The sequence below is a fragment of the Bacteriovorax sp. BAL6_X genome, from assembly GCF_000443995.1.
In the GTDB taxonomy this organism is placed as follows: domain Bacteria; phylum Bdellovibrionota; class Bacteriovoracia; order Bacteriovoracales; family Bacteriovoracaceae; genus Halobacteriovorax_A.
On sequence record NZ_AUMC01000008.1, the window covers coordinates 74,371 to 87,491 of the forward strand.

Annotated in this window: 12 protein-coding genes; 5 read left to right on the forward strand and 7 right to left on the reverse strand. The window is 37.0% G+C overall.

What is annotated here, in order from left to right; all coding sequences use genetic code 11:
• Window positions 1–5: 5 nt before the first annotated feature.
• Window positions 6–566 carry a leucine-rich repeat domain-containing protein gene (locus tag M902_RS07745; protein WP_021267341.1) on the forward strand — a complete coding sequence of 187 codons (561 nt, stop codon included), beginning with the start codon at window positions 6–8 and terminating at the stop codon, window positions 564–566.
• On the opposite strand, the gene M902_RS07750 is transcribed toward M902_RS07745, so the two are convergent.
• From M902_RS07750 to M902_RS07775, 6 genes are read right to left on the reverse strand one after another with little or no spacing between them, the layout of a single operon-like run.
• On the reverse strand, window positions 563–922 hold the full coding sequence (locus tag M902_RS07750) for a Crp/Fnr family transcriptional regulator (protein WP_021267299.1): 360 nt from the start codon (window positions 920–922) through the stop codon (window positions 563–565). The two genes, M902_RS07745 and M902_RS07750, sit on opposite strands and share 4 nt — an antisense overlap.
• Window positions 923–934: 12 nt before the next feature.
• Window positions 935–1,282 carry a Crp/Fnr family transcriptional regulator gene (locus M902_RS07755; RefSeq protein ID WP_021267329.1) on the reverse strand — a complete coding sequence of 116 codons (348 nt, stop codon included), beginning with the start codon at window positions 1,280–1,282 and terminating at the stop codon, window positions 935–937.
• A gap of 15 nt (window positions 1,283–1,297) precedes the next feature.
• Complete coding sequence (locus M902_RS07760; protein WP_021267386.1) at window positions 1,298–2,254, reverse strand: lipoate--protein ligase; 957 nt, start codon at window positions 2,252–2,254, stop codon at window positions 1,298–1,300.
• 11 nt (window positions 2,255–2,265) lie between these two features.
• A complete protein-coding gene (locus M902_RS07765; RefSeq protein WP_021267396.1) occupies window positions 2,266–2,682 on the reverse strand; it encodes a hypothetical protein in 417 nt (138 codons plus the stop codon).
• Between the two features lie 33 nt (window positions 2,683–2,715).
• Window positions 2,716–3,669, reverse strand: coding sequence for an HAD-IIIA family hydrolase (locus M902_RS15870; RefSeq protein ID WP_021267219.1), 954 nt, complete (start codon window positions 3,667–3,669; stop codon window positions 2,716–2,718).
• Between the two features lies 1 nt (window position 3,670).
• On the reverse strand, window positions 3,671–4,708 hold the full coding sequence (locus M902_RS07775) for a hypothetical protein (protein ID WP_021267373.1): 1,038 nt from the start codon (window positions 4,706–4,708) through the stop codon (window positions 3,671–3,673).
• Between the two features lie 113 nt (window positions 4,709–4,821).
• Here M902_RS07775 and M902_RS07780 point away from each other — a divergent pair, with 113 nt between their 5' ends.
• Genes M902_RS07780 through pyrF form a run of 3 tightly spaced genes read left to right on the forward strand, consistent with a single transcriptional unit; the run spans window position 4,822 to window position 10,904 of the window.
• Complete coding sequence (locus M902_RS07780) at window positions 4,822–5,811, forward strand: aspartate carbamoyltransferase catalytic subunit (RefSeq protein ID WP_021267306.1); 990 nt, start codon at window positions 4,822–4,824, stop codon at window positions 5,809–5,811.
• Entirely contained in the window at window positions 5,789–10,237 is a 4,449-nt protein-coding gene (gene carB, locus M902_RS07785; RefSeq protein WP_021267348.1) for a carbamoyl-phosphate synthase large subunit, read from the forward strand. Before M902_RS07780 ends, carB begins: the two co-directional genes overlap by 23 nt.
• Window positions 10,230–10,904, forward strand: coding sequence for an orotidine-5'-phosphate decarboxylase (gene pyrF / locus M902_RS07790; RefSeq protein ID WP_021267214.1), 675 nt, complete (start codon window positions 10,230–10,232; stop codon window positions 10,902–10,904). Before carB ends, pyrF begins: the two co-directional genes overlap by 8 nt.
• Before the next feature lie 12 nt (window positions 10,905–10,916).
• Here pyrF and M902_RS07795 read toward each other — a convergent pair whose 3' ends face one another.
• Window positions 10,917–12,215, reverse strand: a complete 1,299-nt coding sequence (locus M902_RS07795) for an inosine/guanosine kinase (protein ID WP_021267314.1) — start codon at window positions 12,213–12,215, stop codon at window positions 10,917–10,919.
• 53 nt (window positions 12,216–12,268) lie between these two features.
• Between M902_RS07795 and M902_RS07800 the strand changes: the two genes are divergently transcribed.
• Window positions 12,269–13,114, forward strand: a complete 846-nt coding sequence (locus tag M902_RS07800) for a hypothetical protein (RefSeq protein WP_021267233.1) — start codon at window positions 12,269–12,271, stop codon at window positions 13,112–13,114.
• The last annotated feature ends 7 nt before the right edge of the window (window positions 13,115–13,121 follow it).

Genomic DNA, 13,121 nt, shown 5'->3' on the forward strand with positions numbered 1-13,121 from the left:
GTGACATGTTGATCAAGCTAAGTAAGAAGCAGACTACTTTTGAGGCCAGCAAGGATATTGCTGAATTTTCAAGATTAGAAACACTTGAAATCTCTGCTAAACATACATGTCATATTATAATCGACTGCGGTGAACTCTCTGCTTTAAAGAAACTCTATATCTATGCAGATGGAGCACTTGGACAATGCCTTCTAACTCTCAAAAGTGCTCAAAATCTTGAAGTTTTAAAACTAAAAGGAATTAGTGGTTCTCATGAATTAAGAGCAGGCCATCTTAAAAACTTAAAAATTCTCCAACTAGCAAATTGCAACCTCAATACAATTCCAAATTGGTGTTGTGAACAAAGAAAGCTCGAATCTCTTGAATTACAAAATAATCTATTAGAAAGCCTCCCAAATGAATTCGAATGGCTTACGGGACTTAGGCGACTTAATATCGATAATAATCTATTCCAAGAAGTACCAAGAGTTTTAGCAAACCTAGAAAAGCTTAACCATTTATCGTGTGATCGCAATAGAATCACTGATGAGAACCTTTTTAATTTTAAGAAATTAAAAAATAGCTAAACTTCTGGCCTAGTACGGCCAGAGGCCTTTCGAATACGATCTATTAAAGTTTCCAATAGATTTCGAAACCACTTAGGCTGTTTACTGAGATAAACTTCAAATTTAACAGAAGGAATAACAATTAGTTTAGAATTTGTTAGGGCCTTAATCGTAGCACAGCGAGGGCCACCATCGAAGAAGCTCATCTCCCCGACTAACTCTCCAGGAAAAATCGTTCCAATCTTAACCTCTTGATTATTTCTAACTTTAAAGACACCCAGTGTCCCCTCTTCAAGGATATACACTTCAGTACTCTCATCCCCTTCTCGAATCAGATATTGATCAGCATTAATGAATAAATTTGACGGACTACTCATAACTAGGCCCTTCTACACTTTGATTTTTTCGTTAGTTGATCGAAGTCTATCGGCCAAAGTCTTCATCATACTCTGTAACCACTTAGGTCTTGAGTCTATAAATTCATTAAATTTTTGAGCATCGAAGATTTCAAGTTCACAATCTGTAATGGCCTTCACAGTTGCGCAACGTTTTCCTTTATCAAGAAAGCTTACTTCACCAACAAACTCACCACTATAAATTGTTCCAATTTGCTTTTCTTCACCATCAATTTTTTTAAAAACAGCGAGAGTTCCTTCTTTCAGAAGATACATACAATTACTTTCCTCGCCTTCATTGATAATGGCCTCCCCAGGAATAATATGAATTGTCTCTCTCATTTCAGCTCCGAAAATTTAAACAAAGAGAATACGATGACATTGCTCAACAAATTCACTCTGCTGTTCAGTTAAATTAAGCTCAAGTCTATTTAAATAATAATCCTTGTCGACAATTAGATCAATCAAAGAAGGATTTTCTGGCTCACATGAGATAATTTTCGCATACTTTGCAGTTACTAAGAAGTCATCACACATAAAGGAGAACTTAGGCGTTGCTCCATAAACCCATTCCCAACTCATATTAGTTTGAATCTTTTCCATAAGTGATTCAATGGAACAGATATCTTGCTCAAATAGCTCAAAGCTGTCACTTTTAGAATCATAACTAACCTCAAAGGATTGCTTAATAGAGTCAACGATTGAAGATTCTGTAATAGCAGCATTAACTTCTTTTAAATTTATCACTTTTGAAGGAACAGACTTAACACCCATTGCCGATTCAGCAGTCAACTTAGAGCGCAGCAGCTCATTTAACTGGTTTAGATTAGCATCAATTAAAAGTGTGCCATGATGAAGAGCACTATGCTTCGTTTCTTTAAAAGCACAACCAGATATCTTATAATCAACATTTTCATGGTGGAGCCTAAGATCATGGCGTTCATTTTCAAAAGCATTAATCCCTAGTGACCTAAGTCCACTAACTACGATGGATGCATTCTTGGATTTATCATAAGATGTCTTTGGACTAATGAATGAGTAATTAATATTTCCCAGATCGTGGTAAACACATCCACCACCACTTTGTCTTCTTACCAAATTGATACCAAGCTCTCTGATTTTTTTCACCTGACACTCTAACCATGGGTTTTGAAACTTCCCCATAACAATGCTTGGAGCACTCTTCCATATAATAAGAATTTGCTCCAGGCTACTTTCAGATTGATGCTTGCGAAATAGATAATCTTCAAACGCCAAGTTAACATAAGGGTTTGTTGAGTGAATATAGTAGAACTTAATAGAAGGAGTGATCATGCGCTAATGTATCATTCCTCACTTAATCTTTGAGTAATGCTAGTATCAAGTTCACTTACATCAAATTCCTTAAGCGCACGTGTTGATTTTCGACAAAGCTTAAGCTTTTCTTGTAGTCCTTTACTTTGATCCGGAAAAGAATCATCTTGAAGCTCAATCTCTTCGATCGTTTGCTCTAGTGGTGCACAACCATTCTTTAAGATAACAAAAGAGAGATATTTTGATATAGGAAGCTCTTTCACATTAGTTCGAGAGCTTATATTAGAGATATATTCTTTACTTTGCTCTCTGAGGGAATCGAGCTGTCTTGACAACTCTAGCTCAGAACTCATAAGTGGACGAGCAAAGGTACTAGAATTAAAAAATGTAAAAATAAGGGCAAAACTTGTAGTTAATCTCACTAGGCCCAACGAGTCTATTGCTTTCATATGTAATTCCTTTTACATAGCTGCTATTTTGACTCAATTTGTCTTATTTGGCAATGACTTAGCAAATTTTAACACCTCAGAAAAACTAGAAGCTAAATACTTCACACCATCAAGTGGATAGCGATTCTTAAGGTGGATTGTTTCGAGAAGAGGAAAATTAAGTTGATCACTAACCTTATCCCCTACCATATATGAGTTTTTAAGATCGATAGCGAAGTCAAAACATGCCTCAAGAAGCATGCCTGGATGTGGTTTCCTTAAAAGAGAATGGTATTTATATTGCCCAACACCTTTAGTGAACTCAAATGGAGCAATATAGAAAGCATCAATTAAATGATGAAGTGATTCATTTAAAGCATCATTGAATTTTTCAACATCAGTGTACTCAAACATTCCCTTTGAGACACCTGACTGATTAGTAAGAACCAGTTTAAGTCTTTTCTTATTATAATCATCTAAGAGGAATTCGTAAGCGCCAGTAACGAGCTCCAACTCCGAAGTCTTATGTACATATGAATGATCGACATTTAAAATACCATCACGATCCAAGAATAAGGCCTCTTTATAATCACCAATATTGAAGTATCGATTTAGAATAGGCATGACTTCTCTTGAGAAATCAGGCATCCCAACAGGATCAATTCGGTCTATAAAGAAAACACCTCCTGCACTATAGTAATCGGCACATACAGAAATATCTCTTACATCTGGAAAGTACTTCTCACATGCTTCGAGTTCATCTCCATTTAGATTTAATTTTGATAAGTAGTAGTACTCACAATTACCAGTTTTTGGCATATAATAGAGATTAAATATATCTGGCTTCACACTACTTTTAGTCGTAATTAAAAGAACTTTTTTTCCATCATTTAAAAATCTTCTTAATTGAGAGTCTCCCTCAAACTCATGAATTTCAAACTTAACACAATGACCAAAGCATTTATTTATTTCGTCAAAATCTCTTTGGCATAAAACGATATCAAACATCTTAATCCTTTTTGTAATCAAATTTCATCGAACAATTAATCTTATACGATGGGGCCGTGAATTTATTCATAGGCTTGACACGAATCTGTAATTTATCCTTTTCAATCTCAATATTAAAAGATGAAATCTCCGGGTTAAGATCACAAATTGAAACCATAGCGGCCTGGGCATAATTAACAACATGACAAAAGTCTAATTTATAAGTGTTGTGCTTATAAAAACAAATACCTTGTACAACATCTTTATTCCCAAGGCCCATAAGAGGTAATAATGATGCAATAAACTTATCCTTATCTTTTTCAAGAAGCCCTGAAAATATATTATGATAATGCTTAATGAGGCTTCGATAAAGCTCAAATAAGTCCTCACGGTCTGCACCTTGCAATTCACCTGGAAGTTGAGTCATTTCCCACTGTGAATCAAATCGGCCACAATACTCTAAATCATAACGCTCATAGAGCTTCTTATTAAAATGAGAAAATTCTTGATCAATATATTCATTTAAAGTGTGTTGGGTGAAATCAATATCAGAATAAGACTTAAAATACTTTTGAAAAATACTCTTGGCACCGGCCGACTTCGTTGTGATATTGGCACCACTCTTTACGAGTTTTAAACTGATAGGAATAATACGAGTTTCATCACGATAGATCACCTGTGCCACAATATCCGCTTCATGTAATTGAGACTTAATAAGATGGTCACTTAATTTTCCGATGACTGTAATATTCGTGATACTCCCCTTGATATTTTCATTAATCGAAAGGGCCATCTCTTTAGCAAGTCTTGGTAATTCCTCCAACAGAGTACGAGCATGAAGCCTCAACCAACTTTCATATTCACGCATCATTTTCAATAGTTCATGATCAATATTCTTAAGAAAATTAGCTTCAATATTATTTAAGGTAGATATCTCTTTAGCGACGAGAAATTCAAATAGATTGCCCTTGATCTCATTTTTTAAAGCTTCAAGTTGAGTGCGGTTATGAACTTCTTTGAAATTATTAATGAATTGGTTCTTGCCAGAGCTTTTAGACACTTATTTTCCTTAACTCGATAGCACATAAAAAAATTTGATCTTTTTTGTGGCCAAGTGAGTCTCTCTTTATTATTCTTTCTTCAATAAATGTATCTCAACACTACTGGAATGTCATGATTGGATTTCCATCTATTCTAGAAGGAATAGAAGATTTAAACCGCGAGCAAGTTGAGCAACTCCTCCACCGCGCCCAGGAACTTAAATTAGGTTCCCCGGCCAGACTTCCCCTTAAAAGAAAAATTTCAGTCGCAACATCTTTTCTTGAGAATTCTACTAGAACAAAATTATCATTTGAAATGGCCATCAAAAAGCTTGAAGGAATTCATATCAATTTTGACGCTGAGAAATCATCACTAAAAAAAGGTGAATCTCTGGAGCAGACACTACTAACTCTCTTCTATCAAGGAATTGATATTTGTATTGTACGTACGACAGAAACAAGACTACTTGAACAGTTTAAGGATTACCCACCGATTAAAATCATTAATGGTGGAGATGGAACAAACCAACACCCGACACAGGCACTCTTAGACCTATTTACTCTCAAAGAATACTTCAAAGGTGAGCTGGCCGCAAAGAAGATCTGTATTATTGGTGACTGCACACACTCAAGAGTAACTCACTCCCTGATGGATTTGTTACCATTATTTGGAATGCAGATAACACTTTGCGGGCCTAAAGAATTTATGCCATCACACTTACCTTCAAATGACCTTATCAAAGTAAGTGATGATCTCGAAGAAACCTTAAAAAACTCAGATGCAATTTATCTGCTTAGAATTCAAAATGAACGACATGAAGAAAGTTTTGATATGTCGACATATAACCAGCGATGGGGAATAAATGTAGAACGTCTCCTTAGCATAGGAAAGGTTGTACCTATCTTCCATCCAGGACCTGCTAATATTGGGATTGAAGTAGATAGCGAGATTGTTAATTCAGATCTATGGATGGCCCATAAACAAGTAGAAAATTCCATTTATATTCGCATGGCAATAATCGAGGCCATGATAACTAATGGCGACACTAAAATCGGTGCTCGCTATAATAAAATCTCTGCACTAAAAGGACTGACGGAAAATGACGAAAGCAAATTTAGATAGGTATTCATTCCTATCTCAATCTCAAGAATTACTCTTTCAAAAATCTCTTAAAACGACTCCTATTTTCCTTCATTTTCCAGATCAAACAATTTTTAAAGCCTATATAAACCTCGACAAAAATGATCCACGACTACAAAGTGGTATTTTTGGAGAAGCGGCCTTTACGACAGGAATGACAGGCTATCAAGAAACGGCCACAGACCCTTCATTTCTTGGCCAACACATTATCTACACAACGGCCCATGTTGGAAATTATGAGTTTAACGAAGTTGTATCTCAAGGCCTAAACTCAAACAGGCCTTACGCCGCAAGCCTAATCGCAAGAAATTTCTCTTATAATAAATTTCTAGAAAATTGTGATTTACCTCTTATAAGTGATGTGGATACAAGGGCGCTTACGAAATACTTATCTTGTCAATCTAACGATCACCGCTGCCTCATTACCACATCTAAACGGCCACCTAACTTTTCTAATTATGAACTTGAATGTAACGATCTTTCAAAAGTTTCATTAAAAGAAAAGAAGATAGTCACAAGTGGAGAAAATCCAATAGTCGTCATCGACTATGGAATAAAAAAGGCCATTGTTAATTATTTAAAGGAATTAGGACACCCTCTTGTGGTTGTCCCACATCATACGCCAGCACATGAAGTTCAGGACTATAGACCAAGGATGGTCTTTTTATCTAATGGGCCAGGTGATCCAAAGCTCCACAAGCAAGAAATCGAAACAGTAAAGGAGTTACTAAGAACTAATATTCCAATTCGTGGAATTTGTCTTGGACACCAATTAATTGGCCTGGCCTGCGAAATGGAAACAATCAAACTTCCCTTTGGACAACGAGGTGCCAACCATCCTGTATATTCTCACTATAACCAAGACCTACTTATCACAAGTCAAAACCATGGCTACGCTATAGATAAGGAATCATTCAATAGAAAGAGATTAGAAAACCAATTTGGATTAAAACTATTCTGTGAATATACTTCGCTATTTGATCGTTCTCTAGAAGGACTAAGAAGTTATGACTCACGTGTTAGAAGCGTACAATTTCACCCAGAATCAAACCCTGGGCCTAAAGATGCTGCTGTCTTCTTTAGCGAAATCAAAGACTTTCTAGAAAATGGTGCAAAAATAATTTCTGCTGAAGAAATAAAAGAGCTTCCTAAGTACCATGAAGGAAAATTAAACTCTCCGTATAAGAAGATTCTTCTAATAGGCTCAGGCCCGATTAAAATTGGCCAAGCATCTGAATTCGACTACAGTGGAACTCAGGCCCTAAAGTCCCTTAGAGAATTAGGTTTTGAGGTTGTTCTTTTAAACTCAAACCCTGCAACTATCATGACAGATAAGAATATGAGTCACCGTACTTATATTGAACCAATCACAAAAGAGACGATCAAAAAGATCATAGCAAAAGAAAATGTTGACGCTGTTCTTTCTACGATGGGAGGACAAACTGCACTTAATATGTGCATTGACTTAGAAAAGGAAAATTTTCTAAAAGACAATGGTGTTGCTCTTTTAGGTGCAAATATTGACACAATCGAGAAAACAGAAGATCGTGAACTCTTTGCAAAAGAACTCGATAAGCTCGGCTATAAATCAGGAAAGAGATTTAGTGCTAAAAGCTTTGATCACGCACTAGAATTAGCTGATGACCAAGTTAAATTCCCTCTTATTATCAGACGAGATTTTGCACTTGGAGGAAAAGGCGCCGCCCTTGTTCACAACACTGAAGAGCTTGCCCAAACCTTATCTTCTAGTGATATTAAGTTTCCAATTACAATGGAGAAGTCCCTGCTAGGTTGGAAAGAGCTAGAACTCGAAGTTATGGTTGATAAAAACCACTGTGGAGTTGTTATCTGTTCAATCGAGAATGTCGACCCATGTGGGATCCACACAGGAGACTCTATTACAGTTGCACCAGCACAAACAATCTCAGACCATTGCTACCAACAACTAAGAACAATGTCCCTTAATATTGCCAAGCATATGAATGTTGTGGCCGGAGGGGCCAACGTTCAATTTGCCGTTAACCCAAAAGATGAAAATGATATTGTTGTCATTGAGATGAACCCTCGTGTGTCTCGCTCTTCGGCCCTTGCCTCGAAGGCCACAGGCTACCCTATTGCTAAAATCTCAGCAGGACTTGCTGTAGGCTTAACTCTTTTTGAGATCCTAAATGATATCACACGTATCTCGCCGGTGGCATTTGAGCCGACACTCGATTATGTGGCAATTAAGATTCCAATCTTTCCATTTAATAAATTTCCTTCAAGCTCTCAAATCTTAGGCCCACAAATGCGCTCTGTCGGTGAAGTTCTGGCCCTTGGAGGAAGCTTTAACGAATCATTCATGAAAGCACTAAGAGCAACTGAGCAAGGGCTTGAGATTCCAAGCCTAGAACAACTCAAGACTACTCCTTATCCAATGACAGAAGATTATCTTCTTGAAAGACTAAAGAACCAAAGAGAGTTATCTCTTCTAACTGTTTTAGAAGCATTAAGATTTGGTATTACACCAGAAAAAATTCACGAAGTAAGTGCCATTACGCCTTGGTTCATCGACCAAATGGTTTGTTTTCTCGACAAGGAATTAAAACTAAAACAAGATACCCAAATCTTGGAAAACAACGACGAACTCTATGAATTAAAAAAGCAAGGCTTCTCAGACAAGTACCTTGCTCTTCTATCAGGTCAAAGCCAAGAACAAATTTTAGATAAGAGAGTCTCTGCCGGTATTAGGCCAGTTTTTAAAGCAGTAGACACATGCTCTGGTGAGTTTAATGCCCTAACACCATACTTCTACTCAACTTATACACAATTTAATGATGTCCAAAGAATCGAAGAAGAAAGTTGTGCAATCTTTGGCTCAGGCCCTAACCGCATTGGTCAAGGGATAGAGTTTGATTACTCTTGTGTAAAAAGTGCAATGGAATTAAAAGAGCAAGGGATTAAATCGATACTTCTTAACTCTAACCCAGAAACAGTTTCAACAGATTATGACAGCTCCGACAGACTGTACTTAACACCACTTTTCTCAGAAGACCTTTACGAGATTCTAGCTTTTGAGAATCCAAATCACGTCATCACATCTTTTAGTGGCCAAACCGGAATTAATATCCGCGCCCACTTAGAGGCCACTTTTAGAACAAAGCACCAAGAGTTTAACTTCTTAGGGCCAAGCCTTGAACTATTAGACACTGTTGAAGATCGTAAAAGATTTGATCTTTTAACCAAAGAAATTGATCTTGCCCACACAACTTCAAAAGAAATAAGAGGCTACAAGAATCTAGTCAATACTATTACTGAGATTGGTTATCCTGTTATTATAAGGCCTAGTTATGTTATCGGTGGCGAGAGTATGTTTATCTTTGAAGGGCCTACAGATATTGAAAACCTTCCCGAAGAAACTTTAAAATCTCTTCATGAAAACACAATCGCATTTCAAGTCGAAAACTATATCTCAAATGCACTTGAATATGACGTTGATCTTATTCGTGACAAAGAAGGAAATACAGTCTTTACAATTTGTGAGCATATTGAATATGCAGGTGTTCACTCAGGTGACTCAGGTATGATTTCACCACCAGTAAAGGCCCGTCCGCAGATCATTGATAAAATGAGAAAACTTGCAACAGATATGGCCAATACAATGGAAATCACTGGCCCTATTAACTTTCAATTTGCTCTTAAAAATGATGAAATCTACTGTATCGAAGCAAATCCTAGAGGTTCAAGAACAATACCATTCCTATCAAAGGCCTATGATGTCAATCTTGCAGCAATTGCAACGAAGGCCTTACTTGGTAAAGAGATAGAAAATCACCACAATTTTAAATGTGGATATAAAATCATTAAACAATCAACATTTCCATTTGATCGTTTTGTTCAAGACTCAATTATTCTTGGCCCAAAAATGAGATCAACTGGAGAAACACTTGGTATTGATAAGAATCAGGACCTTGCTATGATTAAATCATATCTTGGAAACTACCCAGATCTTCTTACAAAGAAGTCTGTTCTAATTTCATTAGCAAGAAAAGATGATGAGCAACTCATTCAAAATATTAAAGAGCTAGACTCTTTAGGCTTTAAATTCTATGCCACTAAAGGTACCTACAACTTCTTAAATAAGGAATGTGCAGTTAAGGCCATTCTCGTAGACAAATTGGCAGATAATGCATCTAATATTGGAATGCTTGAGGCCATAAAAAATGACGACCTGGCCATAGTACTAAATACACCACTAAACCAAGGACGATCTCAATCAGATGGTGAATTTATCAGAAATACGGCAATTCAATATGCGGTGCCTTGTTTTACAAGAATTGAAAATATCAATGCTGTCTGTAAGGCGATCATTGCGGCCAACTCAACGGATTCAACACCAGTAAGCCTACAGGAGATGACAAATGGATAAAACATTTGTAGCCCTTGACGGTATGAATAGACAGGAGGTTTTTGACCTTTTGTCGGCCTACCCACAAATTAAGAATGTAAAAGTCGGACTAGAATTATTTCTTCGATACGGTAGAGAGTTTGTCAAAGAGTTATCGCAAAAGTATCAAGTCCAAATTTTTCTAGATCTAAAATTACACGATATTCCAACAACCGTCGCTAAGGCATGCAAAACACTAGATGGCCTAAACATACGATTTCTTACAGTACATGCAACAGGTGGAGCTAAGATGCTCGAACTTGCTAAAGAGAGTATTTCAAAGACTGTTGCTAATTGTGAAATTTTAGCAGTGACAATTCTAACATCCCACAATAACAGTGACATAAAAGGTATTTGGGGACGTACTCACAAAGAAGCTCTAATAAATTTACTAAATGAAGTTGCAGCATCTGGTGTAAGGGGTATCGTGTGCTCAGGGGCGGACCTAGATATTGTTAAGAGTTTTGAAGAAAAAGCTTCTCTAAGTTTTACAAAAGTATGCCCTGGCATCAGGCCAGGTAGCGATCATGATGACCAAGTGAGAGTTATGACACCTCAGGCGGCGATGGATGCTGGTGCAGACTTCCTTGTCGTAGGAAGGCCAATCACTAGGAATCCAGAGGTTTTACGACAAAACCTCTTTCCTTAAAACGAAAAATAGTTACATTTCCCAATAGCTTTCTTCTAGACTTTGCTCTTTAACCGGTAGGTTACGAGAGAGTCTAGGAGACTTCTGTTTTAGAACTTCATAACTTGTGCGATTTGCGTATTTACATAGCTGGTGAATCGAGGAGTACGTTAAATACTTACCATCATGCTTGATTGAATGAGGTAGTAGTTTTTGGTGATAAACATTTGCCGCTATATCATGCAAGATTGCAGACAGCGCTGCATCTCCAGCACCATTTGTATTCTCAATGTTTTCAGGCCCTCCCATAAATGGATTAATATGAGAATAAATCTTAATGGGTCCACTACAATCAGCTCTTAGCTGAGAGCGAGAATATTCATATTTATTATAATTTTCAATCGACTTAGAATGTAGCTTATCTTTTGTTTCACGGGCCTTAGTTTCACATGCCCAAGAAGCAATATAGAGACCTCTTTCCCCATCTGTAATAAGTGCTAAATCGGTATAGTCTAAAATCTTCTCTCCAATAAGTAATGGGTCATCGATACCAAGTAATGCCTGGGCCTCATCACGATTCATTGCTAAGACATTTACATTTTCTCTAATGAAGTTTCTGAAGAACTCTGTATCACTTTCTATAAGAGAGCTTGTCCCAAGAGCAAAAACAACTGGTATATCATTTTCTTTAGCAATTCTTACTGCCTTCAGTGTTGCTTTATAAAGTGGAGCATTACGATCCCTTAAAAGAAAGGCCGTCACTAATAAGGCGCTTGAGTTACTAATGAGATCATCAGGAATAAACTCTTCAGTAAGTTGATTCATAATCCCCTTTCCAATAGCAAAGGTTCTCTCTTTATCTGGCGTAATCAAACACATTGCTCTGGCCATCTTGCCTGCACATGGTTGAAGGTAGCTAAAATCTACTTTAGAAGAAGTGCTACAGATATATTTAAAGGCATAGTCTCCAACCTTTATCGTTTCACAAATCGTTCCAAGAGCAAAAGACTGGTCATCTGACAATACCGAGTAGTTATGTAGAGTATTTCCGACCGCTCCACCAGCATATTGGCCTAGAATACGGCCCTCTTCATATGAGCGTTGATAAAGATCTTCTACATCCTTATCAGATAACACATAAGACTCACCGGCCTTAAGTTTAAACTCTTCTAATAGTTCAAATGAAGCATCAACTTCGATATCAACAAGAAGCTGATCGATGCCAACAATATAAACATTCTCTTTGCGGTTAAAATCTGTCTCAAAAGAAAGTCGACCCTTGGCACTTACTGGAAAGTAATGTTTTGATCTTCTCTTACCTGGAAATCTCATAAATAATCCTAAACTAATGTAGTCAAAAATTCTATTTTGATTATAATAGATATATGAAAAAACTTTTAGTGTTAATTTTTTCTCTTACTCAATTAAGTACTCTCGCCTATCGTTATGCCGTGACAAAGTCACGACAAACAATTGTCTACGCTGACGTTAATCTTTCGGCCCCAATTGGCTACATTCGTAGTGGGAGAAAAATCAAAGTTGGAGACAATGACCTAAAACAAGGAACGATTGTACCACTAGTAGTATCAGGAAAGATTGCATATGTTAGAACTAATGATATAAGTTACTCGATTTCTGGAACAAAACTTGAGCATGTTCCTGAAGTCACAGATCACGATGTAAAAACAATATTCACAAATGATGCCCAAAGACTAAAAGAAAATAGTTTTATCTCTCTGGATTACTCAAGATTTGAGGCCGGCACGCAATGGGACGACTTTCAGGCACAATATGCCAATGAAACTTCTCCTGCCTTTAATCGTTTTAATCTAGCGATCGAATATCGTGACCCTAAACATCGTCATGGCTTCAAGCTAACTCTTGGTTACATAAATGCTTCAGCTACATACAGTAGTATCAATAGTGTTCTTGGAGAGCTCCAATATCAATTTCGTTTCATTAATCGTAACAGCTTTGTTACCGAAGGATTTGCAGGTCTTATTCTAACAGGTGATTTTGAACAAGAAAATTTTGGCGAAAAGGCAACGGGAATGGCCTATGGATATAATATTGGTGGCCGTATTCGTTTTGCACCTTATTCAAAGATTGGCTTTTATGGCCAAGCAGGACTTACCGGTCTTTATACAAGCTCAATGGATAAATTGGTTACAGAAACAGTTTCTTCAATTGGTGGTGTAACAATTGGAGCAGGAATAAGCTTTCGCCTCTAGCTCAATG